The organism is Gordonia sp. ABSL11-1 (assembly GCF_030315685.1).
Classification (GTDB): Bacteria; Actinomycetota; Actinomycetes; order Mycobacteriales; family Mycobacteriaceae; genus Gordonia.
In genome coordinates this window covers 174,053-188,836 of sequence record NZ_JASXSI010000003.1, presented here as the reverse complement: position 1 = coordinate 188,836, position 14,784 = coordinate 174,053, and the positions used below count along the sequence as shown (strand labels likewise).

The window sequence follows — 14,784 nt, the reverse complement described above, 5'->3', positions numbered from 1 at the left end:
GAAGCACAGACACGAGGAGGACTGATGACCAATCCGTTCGACAACACCGAAGGCGTGTTCCTGGTACTCGTCAACGCGGAGGACCAGCATTCGCTCTGGCCGCAGTTCGCGGCGGTACCGGACGGCTGGTCGACCGTGTTCGGCCCTGCCGGTCACGATGACTGCCTCGCCTACGTCGAGGAGAACTGGCGCGACATGCGCCCGGCCAGCCTGATACGCGCCATGGAAGGGAGCGAGGACCGTGGGACGACACACGATGGCTGACACCACCGAGACACCCGCACTGGAATTACGAGGAATCTCCAAGACCTTTCGCTCCGGCCTGTTCGGCCGGGGACGCAAGGTCCACGCACTCACCGACCTCGACCTGACGGTTCCGTCCGGCACCATCCACGCCCTGCTCGGACCGAACGGGGCGGGCAAGACGACGACGGTCCGTGCCGTCGCGACGCTGATGCGCCCCGACGAGGGTTCGGTCCTCGTCGACGGTGTCGACGCGCTCGCCGAACCCGACACCGCGCGCGAGATGATCGGCGTCTCCGGACAATACGCCGCCGTCGACGGCACGCTCACCGGGTTCGAGAACCTGCGGCTGGTCGCCCAGCTCTACGGTCACCGGCGCAAGGAGGCGTCCGAGCGTGCCCGGGCGATGATTGCCGACCTCACACTGTCCGACGCCGCCGACCGCCCGATGCGCACCTACTCGGGCGGCATGCGGCGCCGGCTGGATCTCGCCGGCGCATTGATCAACGAACCGACACTGGTGATCCTGGACGAGCCGACCACCGGTCTCGATCCCCGTGGCCGACGCCAGATGTGGGAGGTCATCTCCGAGCAGGTGGCCGCCGGCACCACCGTCCTGCTCACCACCCAGTACCTCGAGGAGGCCGACGCGCTCGCCGACGAGATCACCGTCATCGATCACGGCACCATCCGCGCGCAGGGCACGGCCGCCGAGCTGAAGTCGACGACCGCGCAGTCGATCCTGACCGTCGAACTCGAGCACCGGGCTGCGGACTCCACCCTGGTCGCCACCACCCTGGCCGAGATCGGCCTCGGCATGCCGCAGCAACTCGACGATGTGCGCTGGTCGGTCGCGGTGACGGAGGGATCGCGTAGCGCTGTCGATGCGGTCAAGGCCTGCGAGCACGTCGGCATCGACGTGCTCGACGCGACCGTCGCCTCCCCCACCCTCGACGACGTGTTCCTCCAGTTGACCGAACGAACCGGGACCCCGCGCGCGTCGGCGAGCGATAACGACGAGACCGCCACCGAACGATTGGAGCGCGTGTGATGTTCACCGACACCGCCGTCATCGTCGAACGAAATCTGTTGACGGTACGGCGAATCCCGACCCTGCTGATGAGTGCGACGGTACAGCCGCTCATGTTCGTGTTCCTCTTCGCCTACGTGTTCGGCGCGACCTTCGGCGGCGGCTCCTACCGCGAGTTCCTGATGTCCGGCATCTTCGCCCAGACAGTCGTCTTCAACGCCGCGATCACGACCGTCGGTCTGGCCAACGATATGTCCGACGGCATCATCGACCGGCTCCGCTCCCTGCCGATGTCGAGACTCGGGGTCATCGCCGGTCGGGTCACCTCCGACATGCTCCTCGGCATCATCGGACTCGGTGTCATGGTCGCTTGCGGTCTCGCCATCGGCTGGCGGATCCGTGACAGTGCGCTCGACGCCCTGGTGGCGTTCGGCATCATCCTGCTGTTCGCCCTCGCGATGGCCTTGGTGGGCGCGGTGACCGGGCTGGCGGCACCGAATGTCGAAGTGGCCCAGAGCATCGGCTTCCTGTGGATGTTCCCGGTCACCTTCCTCTCCAGCGCATTCATCTCGGCGCAGAGCCTTCCCGGCATCCTGCGCCCGATCGCGGAATGGAATCCGGTGACCGCCGTCGCCACGGCCTGCCGGCAGAAGTTCGGCAATGCCTCGCCACCGGACTTCCCGGCTGCGACCGGGTGGGTGGCCGAGCACGCCGTCGGCTACTCCATCGCGACCAGTGTCGCGATCCTCGCGATCTGCATCCCGGTGTCGCTCATCATGTATCGACGCTCGACCAGCTGAGGTCTCGATACGCAAGCCTCGACCAGCCACCCCGACTGTACGAAACCACCTTGGTTCACAACCATTGTGGTGTTCAACGGTCGGGGTGGCTGCACGCTGGGCGGCTCCGGACGATCGCCACCCGCACGATCAGAGTGAGATCTGCGCCAGGATCGGTGTGGTCGGCTGTTGCGAGCCGCCCTTCGGCTCGATCGTCACCGCGAGCACCGTCGAGCCGTCGAGGCGGTCCACGAGCGCCGGAGACCCTTCGCCCGACGGCGGGATGAGGCCGGCCGATACCGGATTGTCCGCCTTGCCGACCAGCCACAACTGGAAGTCACGGTCGGTGGGGATCGGATTGCGCAGGTCACGCAGCAGGGCGACCGCCTGGTTGCGATCGCGCGAGGCGACCACCGACATCGTGCCGCGCCGGTCGTCGAGACGCCCGACGGACAGTTGTGCGTCCGGGGCGGAGAGCACATCGAGCACCTGCTGCTGATCCGAGGCCACCGCGGGCCGCGCGGGCTCGGGTGCGGTGCTCCGGCCGATCACGACGCCGGCACCCAACGCGACCACGACGGCCGCCGCGGCCGCGACGGCGACGCCGGCCCACCGCCGACTGCCACGCATCTTGTCGATCGGGACGACGTTCGGCGAATCCTGCTCCACCACAGGAACTTCCGACTGCGATTCGGGAATCGCCGGCGAGGTCCCGGCAACGGCGGCCGGGGGCGCGGCGAACACGTGATCAAGGACGCGGTCCCGCAACGTGATCGGGGCGTCCAGTGCGTACGAGCTGGCGAGTTCGGCCATGGCCGAACGTGTCTCGGCGATACGGCCGTCGTAGATCCGTCGCTCCACCGGTGTCAGCGATTCCAGCTCGCGATCGACGCGATCGTGCTCGGGACGGGTCAGGACATCGACCGCGTAGAGCTCGACGTGGTCGTCGAGCCAGTCGGTATCAGGCATCGTCCCGGCTCCTCAGGCAATGGCGTAACTTGCGGAGCCCGTCCCGGATCCGCGATTTGATGGTCGGCAGCGGCGTCGCAGTGTGCTCGGCGACCTCCGGATAGGTCATGCCGCTGAAGTACGACATCTCGATACTATCGCGCTGCAGGTCCGTCAGACGAGACAGACACGTCCGCAGTTCGTCACCGTCCTCGCGGTCGACGATGATCTCCAGCGGCACCGGAGTTCCCGGCTCGCGGTTCATCGACTCGTATTCGGAGACCTTCCGGTGCTGCAACTCCTCGGTGCGCACCCGGTCGACGGCGCGCCGATGGGCGATCGTCATCATCCAACTGATCACCGACCCGCGGGCCGGGTGGTACTCGGCGGCCTTCTGCCAGAACTGCAGATACGCCTCCTGGACGACCTCCTCCGCGTAGTTTCGGTCGCGGACCACCCGCAGTGCCAGACCATAGACACGGGCGCTGGTGAGGTCGTAGAGGTGCGCGAAGGCACCCCGGTCGCCTTCGGCGGAATCCGCGAGCAGAGATCGTAAGAGGTCGGAATCATTGGCCGCCCCGGTCGCAGTCATTGCCCCACCGTAACCAAGCCCACCCTGGCCGTGAGTGGCTTCATGCCGTCCGGCACCCTCAGGGAAGGCCGTTAGACTGGGCAGCCGGGTCATCAAGAGAAGATGGATGGGAACAGCGTGGGGAGACAGCAGCGCCACTTCGTGGCCGCGATCATGACCGTGGTGGCGACCATCGCAGCACTGCTCGCGGGGGTCTCGGGGCCGGCTTCGGCAGCACCGCCGTCGTCGGTGACCAGCGTGCAGGACGACGACCCGCAGCAGGTCACACTGATGGTCTATTCGGCCTCGATGGACCGCACCATCCCGGTGACGGTGCTGACACCGCGGGATCGCTCGAAACCCAGCCCCACCCTCTATCTCCTCAACGGCGCCGGTGGCGGCGAGGACTCGGCCACCTGGGACGCCCGGACCGACTACAAGAAGTTCTTCGCCGACAAGAACGTGTACGTGGTGACGCCCATCGGCGGTGCGTTCTCGTATTACACCGACTGGGAGCGCGACGACCCCAAGCTGGGCCGCAACAAGTGGCAGACCTTCCTCACCAAGGAGCTCCCGCCGCTGATCGACCAGCACTTCACCACCACGGGCCGCAACGCCGTCGCCGGCATCTCCATGGCCGGGACAACCGTGTTCAACCTGGCGATCGCCGCACCGCAGCTCTACCGGTCGGTGGCCGCGTTCAGCGGGTGCGCACGGACGAGCGACCCGGCCGGACAGCAGTACATCCGTTTCGTCGTCCAGGACCGCGGTGGGGCAAACCTGACCAACATGTGGGGTCCGCTGAACGGACCGGGGTGGCGCGCCAACGATCCGTACATCAATGCCGCGAAGCTCCGCGGCACCAAGATCCACATGACGTCGGGTACCGGACTGCCCGGTCCGCATGAGCGTCTGCAGGATCCGTTCGTCGACGGAGATCCGTTCTTCCTCGCCAATCAGGCCGCGCTCGGCGGGCTCATCGAGGTCGCCATCGATCAGTGCACCCGTCAGATGACCACCCGGCTCGGCCAGCTCGGCATCCCGGCGAAGGTGACCCTGCGTCCCAACGGCACGCATTCCTGGGGTTACTGGCAGGACGACCTGCACCGGACCTGGCCGTCGATCGAGCGCGACCTGCGATGAGCGCCCCGGGTCGCGTTCCACGGAACGCGACCCGGGGCGTCCGTTCGGGCCGGGTGAGGCCCTACCAGCGATCGAGGCTGGTGTAACCGTCCTGCAGCGCACGGGCCAGTAGATGGGTCTTCGTCGGGGCGTCCCGACCGATCGCCGAGTACTTCGCCCGGATACGCGCGAGATGCGTGCTCACCGTCGACGCCGAGATGAACAGCGACGAGGCGGCCTCGTCCTTGGACTCCGCAGCCAGCCAGGCCAGCAGGACCTCGACCTCACGTGAGGAGAGGACGGGACGTCGGTGATCCGCCACTGCGGAGTCACCGGCCCGATAGTCGGAGATGCACGTCACCGACGGGCCTGGCACGGCATGCCCGATATCCGGGGCCGCGTGCCCCGCCCGCTGGGCCTCCGCCCGCGCCAGACGATGAATCGGCAGTTGAGAACTCGCGGTCACTTGTCATTCCTTCGCTCTGTCACACGCCGTATCCGGGGATCCAGGGGCGCCCCAGTGCCCCGACAAGACCGCACCACAGGTAGTCCAAACGTAGGCACTTCGCGAGTGGATCAATAGACCCAGAACTGGGGACACTCGTCGGCCGACGCGCTGAACAGGCCCGGGAGTGGTCACCGCGAACTGCGGATATCCCCTGTCTCCGAATCTGCGCCGAAAATTCGGCGAAGAGTGTGAGGAGCATCTCTGGCCACGATGGTCCCGATCGGTGACCGTCCACGCGGATGGACGCGGACGGTGATCGAGGAGTCGCGCGGCATCGTCGACAATAGGTCGACCGCGGCGGCACACAGCTCGTCGACGATCTGCAGCCGAGCCGGATCGTCCGGCGGCACGTCGGCGTGCGAGGCGGCGTCCGAGTCGTCGAGGAGCGTGACCGAGACACCCGAACCCCGGGCGGCCCAGACGGCCTGGGCGAGATCGGGCCGGTCGAGGGCGGGCGCCCGGATCGCGTCCCGCAGCCGCCCTTCGGTGAGCCGGCACAGCTCACGTTCGGAGTCCGTGAGCCGGCTCCCCTCGGCGATCCGGGACAGCAGTCCGCGAGCATGCTCGTCGAGTCGGACCATCTGGGCGACGCTCTCGTCGGCCTGCGCGACGGCCGCGCGACCGGCGATCTCGCGTTCGGTCCGGGCACGCATCGCGCCGATCCGGAGGGCCGCGTGCCGGATGAACACGGCGAAAGCCACGGCACTGATCATCACTGCGAGGTCGGGCATCCCCACGGTGATCCAGGTCGACGTCGTGATCCCGACGGTCCCGCTCCGCGGGAGCACCACGACGGCTGTGGCCACCGACCCCAGGTAAGCGGCAATCGCGACCCGAACACGATGGCGCACACCCAGAAACGCCGCGACCATCGCCACGGCAGCGGTGAGCGCGGTGGTCGGCAGCAGCGGCGAGGCGGGCAGCCCCGGCGCCCCGGTCAGGATCATCAGCGCGGGTGTGACGGCGACGACCGCGGTCGCGCGCGGCCGGAGCGGATCGCCGGTCACCCGCAACACGATCGCGGCCGAGACCACCATCAGTGCGTAGGCGGCGGCGCTGCGCCAGATGCCGACTCCCGGGGTCGCGAACGTGATCGTCACACATACCAGCACGAAACCCGAGATCAGGGCGGCCGCGCCGACCGAGCGCAGTCCGATGCCGGCCATACCGACGACGGTCGGCGCATCCGTGGTCTCCGCCCCACGCGCCTGGCCTCTCGACCGATTCAGCGTCGGGACCATGACACCTCCACGACGGTGCCCGATCCGGGCGAGCTACGGACTCTCGCGGTCGCACCGACGGATTCCACCCGCTGGCGCACGCTGACCTCGATCCCGACCCGCGCGGGTTCGACGCGGTCCGGATGGAATCCGACTCCGTCGTCGGCGACGGTGACCGCGATCCGATCATCGGCGATGTCGACGAGGACGGCGCAGGACGCCGAGGTCCCGGCGTGACGGACCACGTTGCGCACCGCCTCGCCGGTCGCGTCCACGATCGCGAGTACGATATCGACCGGGAACACCGACGACGCATCGGTCACCCGGTCACGCAGGACGCCGACATCCTCGCCGGCCGCGGTGATCGCCGCTCGCAACGCGGTGATCAGCTCGCCCGCGGTCTGGTCGGCGGCCATCGGCGCCCGTCCCTCCGCCAGTTCGTCCAGCCGGGACATCGCCGATCGCGCCTGTTCGGCGAGCTCGGGTCCTGACGACCCCGCGGAGGCCTCCAGCAGTGTCGCGAGCACGTGGTCGTGAACGAGCGCATCGAATCGTCGGCGCTGGACGTCGCGCGCCTTGGCCGCGGCGGTGGCAGCGGCCGCGCGATACGCGTCGATCCGCGTCGCGTCGAGCAGGTGTCCCGTGCGCAGCACCGTCAGGGCCGTCGCGAGGAAGACGGATGCGAACGCACTGGCGAAAACCGTCTCCAGCACCAGGTAGCCGACGTCGACGTCGGTGCGCCCGAAGTACGTGATGACCGCCGCCACCACTGTGCCGGCGACGACGACCGCCGCTGCTCTGCGACTCGAGATCGCCAGCGCGACAGCGATTCCCGGAAGTCCGGAGAAGCTCACCAGCCACGTCGCCCGCTCGGCGTCTCCGATTGCGCCGTTCCACGCGACGAGCCAGAGGACCGAGGCGAGAAAATAGCCGACGACCGCGAGCCGGCAGCAGAGTGTGACGTATCGCCCGCCGCGCCACAGACTGGCCGGCAACAGCGCGAGCCCCGGGCCGAAGGCCACGACCAGCGCGACCGGCGTGTACCAGACGTCCACGATGGCACTCGCCGGGCCGATCTCCGGGATCGAGGTGACGAGGAACGCGAGGTAGCCGCAGGCGATCACCCGCGCGAGACTGCGGACGACGCGTTGTACCTCGCGGTCGCCGCCCGCGGTCGACACGAGTGCGCCGGCACGGCCGGAAAGGCGGTCAGGGGCGCGGTCGGGCGTTCCCGACGATCGCATGCGGTCGCCGGCCGTCGCGCCCGGCGACAGGTCAGTCACCCGGATCGCGCGGTGCGTCGCGGCGCACGGACCGGTTCGGCGCCGACGACGCGTTCCGGCCCGGGACCGGTAGCCATCCGTCTTCGACGGCCCGTTTGAACAGGTCGAGTTTGGTCCTGGTCGGACGTCCGGCGGCTGCGTACTTCTGGCGGATGCGCTTCAGGTATTCGTTGACCGTCTCAGCGGTGACGCCGAGCGCGGCGCCCACGCCCGCCGACGTCTCACCGGACGCGTACAAGGTGAGGACCCGCTGTAGCTGGGGACTCAGATCGACGGCCTCGAGTTCGGGATCACCGTCGATCGCGGCGGCCCACTCGGTGGTCAGCACCTCGCGACCTGCGGCGGCCGCTCGGATCGCGTCGACGATCTCCTGTTCGGACGCAGATTTCAGGACCACCCCGAGCGTGCCCGCGCGGGCGGCCGACCGTAGCAGCGACGGATGCTCGCCGGAGGTGTAGACGACGGTGCCGACGCCGGCCTCGGTGAGTCTGGTGACGTTCTCACCCGGACTCGTGCCGTCGTCGAGCCGCAGATCGAGGATGACGATGTCCATGGCGACGCCCTGCTGGAGGAGTCCGCCGACGGTTGCCGACGAACACACCAGTTCGAGGTCGGGCTGTCGATCGAGGATCCGCTCGACCCCCCACACCGGCGACGGGTGATCGTCGACCATCCCCACGCGGACCACGGCGGGCGCGCTCGGTGTCATCGGCCACCTCCTCATCGACGTCGTCGCACCTGAGCCTATCCGGCGACTGGGTACCGCACATCGCCGACCGCGACCTCTGTGCAGCCGCGATAGACGGATCCGGTGGCCCGTCGCAGGCGGAACTGGCATGATGCGAAACGAGAACACGTTCTCGTTTCGGCATTCCGATCCGAGTCCTGCCACCGATCCGAGGGAGAGATCAGTCGATGGCCCACGCCGCATCCACGCACGACGTCCTGGGCAGTACCGTCACGATGCCGGTCGAGATCCGTCACGCACGCTGCTTCGTCGCCGGGTTCACCGCCGACAGCAACGCCGTCGCACGCGCGATCGACGCCGCCGGGAGCGGCGCCGCGACCACCCCGCGTCCACTGCGCATCCGGCCCGGCCGGACCATGTGCATGATCGTCTTCGTCGACTACGTCGACGGTGACCTCGGACCGTACAACGAGTTCGGCGTGTGCTTCCTGGTGGAGGACCCGCACAAGCCGCCGGCCTCACCGATCCGCGCGTTGCGATCGCTCATCGGCGGCGACGCGCGCGCACTCATCCATCGACTCCCCGTCGACGGCGACTTCACCCTCGCCGCCGGACGGGGCATCTGGGGCTTCCCGAAGACGCTCGCCGAGTTCGACACCGACCACGACTCCCCGACCAGGCACGGACGGGTCGTCGCCGACGATCAACTCATCGTCGACCTGACGGTGCGTCCCGGGTTCCGGGTGCCCGACAACACCAAGGACGCGGTCCTCAATGCCTACTCGCAGCTCGACGGCGTGCTGCGCGTGACGCCGTGGAAGCTGACGTCGACGGCGGGCACACGCACCCGCGTCGGCGGTGCCGAGCTCGTCCTCGGCGATCATCCGATCGCCGAAGAGCTCCGGTCGCTGAAGATGGGACGTCATGCATTGATGACATCGTCGGTCGACCGGCTCACGATGACCTTCGAAGACCCCACCGTCCTGGGCTGAGGTCGTTCGGGGAGACCGTTCGAGATCGCCGACGTGAGCGGGTATCGCCCACCGACGGACTCCTGCCGCGTCTACGGACAGGGCAGAATGGATCGAGACGTTCAGCCTCGACCGAAAGCCACCCGACCATGAGCAACCTGGAAGCCCAGCCCACCGAGATCGATTGTCGCTCAACAGTTCACCGTGGCGGCGATGCCGACGGCGACCTGGTGGCGGTGGAGGTGCTCACCGCCCGCGACGTCCCGCTGGGCGGCCCGCGCGCGATGACGGTCCGTCGGACACTGCCACAGCGGCGACGGTCTCTGATCGGCGCATGGTGCTTTGCCGACCACTATGGCCCCGACGACGTGTCGGCCACCGGCGGAATGGACGTCCCTCCGCACCCGCACACCGGCCTGCAGACGGTGAGCTGGCTGTTCTCCGGCGAGGTCGAGCACCGCGACACCATGGGCAGCCACGCGATGGTGCGGCCCGGCGAGCTCAACCTGATGACGGCCGGACACGGGATCGCGCACACCGAGGTGTCCACCCCGGACACGACGGTGTTGCACGGTGTGCAGCTGTGGGTCGCGCTGCCCGAATCCGAGGTCGACACGCCCCGGGACTTCGCCCATCACGTGCCACCCGTCGTCGAACGCGACGGTGTCGAGGTGCGGGTGTTCCTCGGCGACCTGCTGGGTCGACGATCGCCGGTCCACACGTTCACCCCGCTGCTGGGTGCGGAGCTCACGATGCCACCCGGCGCGGAGATCGACCTGCGGGTCGACGCCGGGTTCGAGCACGGCATCCTCGTCGACGCGGGGCGGATTCGGATCGTCAACTCCGCGGCGGAACCGTTGGCGCGCACCGAACTCGGCTACGTCGGGGTCGGTGCCACGCATCTGTCCCTGGCGAACGGCTCCGACGAGCGTGCGCGACTGGTCCTGCTCGGGGGTGCACCCCTCGAAGAGGAGATCATCATGTGGTGGAACTTCCTCGGCCGCAGCCACGACGACATCGTCCGATTCCGGGAGCAGTGGACCGAGCACAGTGACCGGTTCGGCCAGGTGCAGGGTTATCAGGGTTCGACGCAACATCTACCGGCCCCGGACCTGCCGACGACACGTCTGCGCCCGAGGCACAACGTCCCGGGTCAGGCGTGACGCTCGACGACGTTCAGGCGTTGTCGCCCAACAGCTTCGCGAAGTTCGCGATTCCCTCTGCCTCGAGCGCGGTCCGGGTCGCGTCGGCGCCAGTCGCCGCCGTGGTGCGGTCCCCGACCGCGGCGCCCCGATCCGTCCGCAGATCCGGACGGGCGGCGCGCATCGCCGCGGCGAGCTCCGCGGCAGCGCGCCGGATGCGGTCCGACAGCTGCGCCGTGTCCCCGGAGGTGCCGGCCCAGTCCTCGGCGGCCGCGTAGACCCCGGTGGGGACGACGACGGCGCGAAGGTAGGAGAACAGCGGCCGGATCGCGTGATCGAGCACCATCGAGTGCCGGGGGCTCCCTCCGGTCGCGGCGACCAGCACCGGCTTTCCCTGTATCCGATCGACCTCGACGAGATCGAAGAACGATTTGAACAGTCCGCTGTAGGACGCGTTGAACACCGGGGTCGCCACGACCAGACCGTCGGCCTCGTGCACCAGAGCGATCGCCTCGCGGGCATCGCCCAGCACGAATCCGGAGATCATCGACCGGGCGATGTCCACCGCGAGGTCGCGGAGATCCACGACCTCGACGGTGACCCGATCCGCACCGAACTCGTCGACTGCGGCGTCGGCGAGCCGGTCGATCAGCAGTCGGGTCGACGACGGGTCGCCGAGTCCGGCGTTCACCGCCACCAGCGACAACGTGGGATCGGTCATGGTCATGCCTGCACCGTGTCCGCGTCGGTCATGTCTGCGTCGGTCACCTGTGCAGTGGTCACCTGTGCATCGCGTGCAGCGACGAGACAGGCGTGGGTCGGGGCGTCCGGGACGCCGGCGGGACGCCCCTCGTCGAACCCCGCGCGCAGGTCCGGCAGAACCTCACCGAGCAGGTCCAACTGCTCGAGCACCGTCTTCAGCGGCAGTCCGGCATGGTCGACGAGGAACAGCTGACGCTGGTAGTCGCCGAAGCTGTCCCGGAACGTGAGCGTCTTGTCGACGAACTCCTGTGGGCTGCCGACCGTCAGCGGCGTCTCGCGGGTGAACTCCTCGAGCGACGGTCCGTGTCCGTAGACGGGCGCGTTGTCGAAATACGGCCGGAACTCGCGCACGGCGTCCTGCGAGTTCTTGCGGATGAAGAACTGGCCGCCGAGACCGACGATCGCCTGGGCGGCGGTGCCGTGTCCGTAGTGCTCATAGCGCTCTCGGTAGAAACCGATGAGCTGCTGGAAGTGCTCCTTGGGCCAGAAGATGTTGTTCGCGAAGAACCCGTCCCCGTAGTAGGCGGCCTGCTCGGCGATCTCCGGACTGCGGATCGAGCCGTGCCACACGAACGGCGCGACGTCGTCGAGCGGTCGCGGCGTCGACGTGAACGAGGTCAGCGGGGTCCGGAACTTGCCCTCCCAGTCGACGACGTCCTCGGTCCAGAGCCGATGCAGCAGGTGGTAGTTCTCGATGGCCAGCGGGATCCCCTGCCGGATGTCCTGCCCGAACCACGGATACACCGGACCGGTGTTGCCGCGCCCGAGCATCAGGTCGACACGCCCGTCCGACAGGTGCTGGAGCATCGCGAAGTCCTCGGCGATCTTCACCGGGTCGTTCGTGGTGATCAGGGTCGTCGCGGTCGACAGTTGCAGGCGCTCGGTCTGCGCGGCGATGTAGGCCAGGGTGGTCGTGGGCGACGAGGAGAAGAACGGTCGGTTGTGGTGCTCACCGAGCGCGAAGACATCGAGACCGATGTCCTCGGCCTTGCGGGCGATCGCGACGATCGCCTTGATGCGCTCGTGTTCGGTCGGTTCGACACCGGTCGTCGGGTCGACGGTGATGTCGCTGACGCTGAAGAGTCCGAACTGCATGTCACGCCTCCTGGCTCTGAGATGTCCGGGTTGCCCGAGTGGTCACCCAGTCTAACCGGACCACGGTCCGATTAATTCCGAGTGCGGTTCTCCCGGCGGGAGGCGTGGGTTAGTGTGGGCTTACCCAAGAGGAGGAATCGATATGAACGTTCGGAAGTCCCTGGCCGCAGCGCTGCTGGCCACCGCGACCCTGCTCGTCGCCGCAGGCTGTTCCGATGACTCGTCGGACACCGTGAGCAGTGCCGCCAGCGACGCGTCGGCAGCGGTCGCATCGGCAGCGAGCGACGCCAAGCAGGCCGTCGTCGGACTCAGCTCCGACGACGCACAGGTCATCCTGCGCAAGGCGGTCGACCCCGCGACGTCGTCGGAGGAGATCGAAGCCGTCGTCGACACCACCAACCCGATGACCAAGGGCGCACTGATCGCCTACGCCAAGGGCTCGAACATGGCCGGCTACACCCCCGAGGTCTACACCGTCAAAGAGGTGAAGGCCGAGGGCGACAACAAGGCAGTCGCGACCGTCGCGGTCAAGAGTCCGCACGCTCCGCAGCCGATCGACATCACCTTGGCCTACACCAAGGTCGACGGCGACTGGAAGCTCAGCGGTGACGCGGTCACCCAGCTGACCTCCATGGGCGGCCAGCACGGAGGCTGATCGCCAACGATCCACGCACACGGAACTCGCCATTCCCGGGCATCCCGGATGGCGAGTTCCGTCGTTCTCCACCATGTCCGACACGGGCGTTACGCGTCCGTGACGTTCGTCGGCTGCAGTGGAGTACGACAGAATGGACGTCGCGCCCCTCCCCTCCCGACCCCGAGTCGCGAGGATGGGGAGCCGAGTCGTCGGGCACCAGGAGGATTCCCATGCGGGTGAGCGACCATCCCACACAGCCGATCGTGCCGTCGGTCACCGAGGAGATCCGGCGTTGGCCCGCGGGCGACTCCGGGACGCCGATCGTCGAGTACCAGGCGCCGGAGGTGTCATCCGGGGTCATCGTGCCGGAGGCGGCGGCCGTGTCGCACGCATCGGGACGGTTCTCCACCCCGCCGATGGTCCATCCCGCGATCACGCGGCGCGACGTCGAAGATCGTCCGATCCCGGCCGCCGTCCCCGAGGTCTGGGAGTACGCGATCCCGTACACGTCTCCGCGCCTGCCGGTCACGGCTTCGGTGGTAGCGGGACCCATCACAACCATGTCGTCACGACCACGCGAGAGCAGTGGCATGGCCACGGCCGCGCTGGTCACCGGCGTCGTCTCGCTTCCCCTCGCGCTGATCGGAGTGGGAGCGGTACTGGGGTTCATCGCCATGGTCCTGGCCGCGACCGCCCTCGTCCGGATCGGCACCAGTCGCAACGCCGTCACGGGATCTACGCGCCACCGTGGGACAGGACGTGCGATCGCCTCGCTGGTGCTCGGCACCGGCAGCATCGTCGTCGGCGCACCCATCCTGCTCGTCATCCTGGCGATCGCCGCCATCCTCTGAGCGAGCCGGCCCGACAGGCCATGAAAACGAACAGGCCCCACCGAGTGATCACACCCGGTGGGGCCTGTCGTTTGTCCGTGTCAGCTGACGGCGCGCAGGCGACCGCCACCGTTGCCGAGGTCGCGGCCCAACCAGCCGACGATCTCCGACACCACGCGGTTGCGTTCGACGTGGCCGTCGATGCGGGTCAGCGAGGGCATGCAGTGCAGGAGGCTGGCGTGGAACGCGGCCTCTCGGGACAAGCCGTGACGTTCCGTCACCGACTCGTAGGAGGCGATACTCTCGTCGAGCGCTCCGTACGTCACGGCGTCCTCGCCGAAACGCACCGCGGTCAGTCGGGGCGTGATCTCCGCCCGGCGCTGGATGTCTTCTACAAGTTCCATAATCATCGTCGCTCCCCCGAGCTCGATCCTTCGACCCTGGCCACTCTGCCTCCCAGTTGAACTGGCACCGGGTCCTTGTACATAGCTTGCCTTGCTAACGGACTTTTGGAAACCGGTGACGCTGATTCTGTGACGAATACACAGAAAATTTCTGATCCTCGCCGTGCCTCCGATGTTACCTGCGTGTCTCGTGTTAGAGGAGTGGCGTATGAGCTTGATGTGGAAGCGTTATCGCGGTGACACGTCCCCGCGACGTCATCCTTCGATCTCACCGCCACCCCCGGACTCATCCCGCCGACGGCCCGCTCGGGGCGGAGCCACCCTGTGCTGCGGCGTCGGCCGCCATGGCGTCGATCAGGCTCTTCGGACGCAGATCCGTCCAGTTCTTCTCCACATACTCCAGACACGCAGCCCGAGAATCCTCACCGAAGACCTTCGTCCATCCCGCCGGGATGTCGGCAAAAGTCGGCCACAGCGAATGCTGATTCTCATCGTTCACCAGGACGTAGAAACGTCCGTTCTCGTCATCAAAGGGGTTGGTCATCCCTTCA

General features: G+C 67.9%; 18 protein-coding genes. 8 read left to right on the top strand and 10 right to left on the bottom strand.

Features of this window, described 5'->3' with window-relative positions; genetic code table 11:
- Positions 1-24: 24 nt before the first annotated feature.
- The 3 genes from QSJ19_RS04840 to QSJ19_RS04830 are packed head-to-tail and all read left to right on the top strand — an operon-like array spanning position 25 to position 2,073.
- Positions 25-264: an MbtH family protein gene (locus tag QSJ19_RS04840; RefSeq protein ID WP_286318689.1), complete on the top strand. Its 240-nt coding sequence runs from the start codon at positions 25-27 to the stop codon at positions 262-264.
- Positions 257-1,294, top strand: coding sequence for an ABC transporter ATP-binding protein (locus tag QSJ19_RS04835; protein ID WP_286318686.1), 1,038 nt, complete (start codon positions 257-259; stop codon positions 1,292-1,294). The genes QSJ19_RS04840 and QSJ19_RS04835 overlap by 8 nt, the downstream gene beginning before the upstream one ends.
- A complete protein-coding gene (locus tag QSJ19_RS04830) occupies positions 1,294-2,073 on the top strand; it encodes an ABC transporter permease (protein WP_286318684.1) in 780 nt (259 codons plus the stop codon). The genes QSJ19_RS04835 and QSJ19_RS04830 overlap by 1 nt, the downstream gene beginning before the upstream one ends.
- 129 nt (positions 2,074-2,202) lie before the next feature.
- Here the strand turns inward: QSJ19_RS04830 and QSJ19_RS04825 are convergent, their stop codons facing one another.
- Entirely contained in the window at positions 2,203-3,021 is an 819-nt protein-coding gene (locus QSJ19_RS04825; protein WP_286318681.1) for an anti-sigma factor, read from the bottom strand.
- Positions 3,014-3,592 (bottom strand): ECF RNA polymerase sigma factor SigK, encoded by a 579-nt coding sequence (gene sigK, locus QSJ19_RS04820; protein ID WP_286318679.1) that lies wholly within the window; start codon positions 3,590-3,592, stop codon positions 3,014-3,016. Before sigK ends, QSJ19_RS04825 begins: the two co-directional genes overlap by 8 nt.
- A 153-nt stretch (positions 3,593-3,745) precedes the next feature.
- Between sigK and QSJ19_RS04815 the strand changes: the two genes are divergently transcribed.
- Complete coding sequence (locus tag QSJ19_RS04815; protein WP_502876098.1) at positions 3,746-4,714, top strand: alpha/beta hydrolase; 969 nt, start codon at positions 3,746-3,748, stop codon at positions 4,712-4,714.
- Between the two features lie 61 nt (positions 4,715-4,775).
- Here the strand turns inward: QSJ19_RS04815 and QSJ19_RS04810 are convergent, their stop codons facing one another.
- From QSJ19_RS04810 to QSJ19_RS04795, 4 genes are all read right to left on the bottom strand, one after another.
- Complete coding sequence (locus QSJ19_RS04810) at positions 4,776-5,081, bottom strand: response regulator transcription factor (RefSeq protein WP_286318862.1); 306 nt, start codon at positions 5,079-5,081, stop codon at positions 4,776-4,778.
- 248 nt (positions 5,082-5,329) lie between these two features.
- A complete protein-coding gene (locus QSJ19_RS04805) occupies positions 5,330-6,442 on the bottom strand; it encodes a DUF8320 family protein (RefSeq protein ID WP_286318676.1) in 1,113 nt (370 codons plus the stop codon).
- Positions 6,427-7,704 (bottom strand): sensor histidine kinase, encoded by a 1,278-nt coding sequence (locus tag QSJ19_RS04800; RefSeq protein WP_286318674.1) that lies wholly within the window; start codon positions 7,702-7,704, stop codon positions 6,427-6,429. Before QSJ19_RS04800 ends, QSJ19_RS04805 begins: the two co-directional genes overlap by 16 nt.
- The gene (locus tag QSJ19_RS04795) at positions 7,697-8,413 is read right to left on the bottom strand and encodes a LuxR C-terminal-related transcriptional regulator (protein WP_286318673.1); all 717 of its coding nucleotides are present in this window, start codon (positions 8,411-8,413) and stop codon (positions 7,697-7,699) included. Before QSJ19_RS04795 ends, QSJ19_RS04800 begins: the two co-directional genes overlap by 8 nt.
- Before the next feature lie 206 nt (positions 8,414-8,619).
- Between QSJ19_RS04795 and QSJ19_RS04790 the strand changes: the two genes are divergently transcribed.
- Together QSJ19_RS04790 and QSJ19_RS04785 are read left to right on the top strand one after the other, a co-directional pair.
- The gene (locus QSJ19_RS04790; RefSeq protein WP_286318671.1) at positions 8,620-9,384 is read left to right on the top strand and encodes an acetoacetate decarboxylase family protein; all 765 of its coding nucleotides are present in this window, start codon (positions 8,620-8,622) and stop codon (positions 9,382-9,384) included.
- A gap of 128 nt (positions 9,385-9,512) precedes the next feature.
- Positions 9,513-10,526 (top strand): pirin family protein, encoded by a 1,014-nt coding sequence (locus tag QSJ19_RS04785; RefSeq protein WP_286318670.1) that lies wholly within the window; start codon positions 9,513-9,515, stop codon positions 10,524-10,526.
- A 13-nt stretch (positions 10,527-10,539) separates the two neighbouring features.
- Here the strand turns inward: QSJ19_RS04785 and QSJ19_RS04780 are convergent, their stop codons facing one another.
- Together QSJ19_RS04780 and QSJ19_RS04775 are read right to left on the bottom strand one after the other, a co-directional pair.
- Positions 10,540-11,226, bottom strand: a complete 687-nt coding sequence (locus QSJ19_RS04780; RefSeq protein WP_286318860.1) for a CE1759 family FMN reductase — start codon at positions 11,224-11,226, stop codon at positions 10,540-10,542.
- 2 nt (positions 11,227-11,228) lie between these two features.
- Positions 11,229-12,362, bottom strand: a complete 1,134-nt coding sequence (locus QSJ19_RS04775; protein ID WP_286318669.1) for an LLM class flavin-dependent oxidoreductase — start codon at positions 12,360-12,362, stop codon at positions 11,229-11,231.
- Between the two features lie 142 nt (positions 12,363-12,504).
- Here QSJ19_RS04775 and QSJ19_RS04770 point away from each other — a divergent pair, with 142 nt between their 5' ends.
- Together QSJ19_RS04770 and QSJ19_RS04765 are read left to right on the top strand one after the other, a co-directional pair.
- A complete protein-coding gene (locus tag QSJ19_RS04770) occupies positions 12,505-13,017 on the top strand; it encodes an MTB12 C-terminal domain-containing protein (protein ID WP_286318668.1) in 513 nt (170 codons plus the stop codon).
- 212 nt (positions 13,018-13,229) lie between these two features.
- The gene (locus tag QSJ19_RS04765; protein WP_286318667.1) at positions 13,230-13,850 is read left to right on the top strand and encodes a hypothetical protein; all 621 of its coding nucleotides are present in this window, start codon (positions 13,230-13,232) and stop codon (positions 13,848-13,850) included.
- A gap of 80 nt (positions 13,851-13,930) precedes the next feature.
- Here QSJ19_RS04765 and QSJ19_RS04760 read toward each other — a convergent pair whose 3' ends face one another.
- Both QSJ19_RS04760 and QSJ19_RS04755 read right to left on the bottom strand, forming a co-directional pair.
- Positions 13,931-14,233 carry a hypothetical protein gene (locus QSJ19_RS04760; RefSeq protein WP_286318666.1) on the bottom strand — a complete coding sequence of 101 codons (303 nt, stop codon included), beginning with the start codon at positions 14,231-14,233 and terminating at the stop codon, positions 13,931-13,933.
- A 286-nt stretch (positions 14,234-14,519) separates the two neighbouring features.
- Complete coding sequence (locus tag QSJ19_RS04755) at positions 14,520-14,777, bottom strand: MbtH family protein (protein ID WP_286318664.1); 258 nt, start codon at positions 14,775-14,777, stop codon at positions 14,520-14,522.
- Positions 14,778-14,784: the final 7 nt, after the last annotated feature.

Coding starts and splice junctions, on each gene's coding strand:
- QSJ19_RS04825 (WP_286318681.1), bottom strand. CDS start 3,021: ATGCCTGATACCGACTGGCTCGACGACCACGTCGAGCTCTACGCGGTC.
- QSJ19_RS04805 (WP_286318676.1), bottom strand. CDS start 6,442: ATGGTCCCGACGCTGAATCGGTCGAGAGGCCAGGCGCGTGGGGCGGAG.
- QSJ19_RS04755 (WP_286318664.1), bottom strand. CDS start 14,777: ATGACCAACCCCTTTGATGACGAGAACGGACGTTTCTACGTCCTGGTG.
- QSJ19_RS04835 (WP_286318686.1), top strand. CDS start 257: ATGGCTGACACCACCGAGACACCCGCACTGGAATTACGAGGAATCTCC.
- QSJ19_RS04790 (WP_286318671.1), top strand. CDS start 8,620: ATGGCCCACGCCGCATCCACGCACGACGTCCTGGGCAGTACCGTCACG.
- QSJ19_RS04815 (WP_502876098.1), top strand. CDS start 3,746: ATGACCGTGGTGGCGACCATCGCAGCACTGCTCGCGGGGGTCTCGGGG.
- QSJ19_RS04780 (WP_286318860.1), bottom strand. CDS start 11,226: ATGACCGATCCCACGTTGTCGCTGGTGGCGGTGAACGCCGGACTCGGC.
- QSJ19_RS04795 (WP_286318673.1), bottom strand. CDS start 8,413: ATGACACCGAGCGCGCCCGCCGTGGTCCGCGTGGGGATGGTCGACGAT.
- QSJ19_RS04830 (WP_286318684.1), top strand. CDS start 1,294: ATGTTCACCGACACCGCCGTCATCGTCGAACGAAATCTGTTGACGGTA.
- QSJ19_RS04760 (WP_286318666.1), bottom strand. CDS start 14,233: ATGGAACTTGTAGAAGACATCCAGCGCCGGGCGGAGATCACGCCCCGA.
- QSJ19_RS04840 (WP_286318689.1), top strand. CDS start 25: ATGACCAATCCGTTCGACAACACCGAAGGCGTGTTCCTGGTACTCGTC.
- QSJ19_RS04765 (WP_286318667.1), top strand. CDS start 13,230: ATGCGGGTGAGCGACCATCCCACACAGCCGATCGTGCCGTCGGTCACC.
- QSJ19_RS04785 (WP_286318670.1), top strand. CDS start 9,513: ATGAGCAACCTGGAAGCCCAGCCCACCGAGATCGATTGTCGCTCAACA.
- QSJ19_RS04770 (WP_286318668.1), top strand. CDS start 12,505: ATGAACGTTCGGAAGTCCCTGGCCGCAGCGCTGCTGGCCACCGCGACC.
- sigK (WP_286318679.1), bottom strand. CDS start 3,592: ATGACTGCGACCGGGGCGGCCAATGATTCCGACCTCTTACGATCTCTG.
- QSJ19_RS04775 (WP_286318669.1), bottom strand. CDS start 12,362: ATGCAGTTCGGACTCTTCAGCGTCAGCGACATCACCGTCGACCCGACG.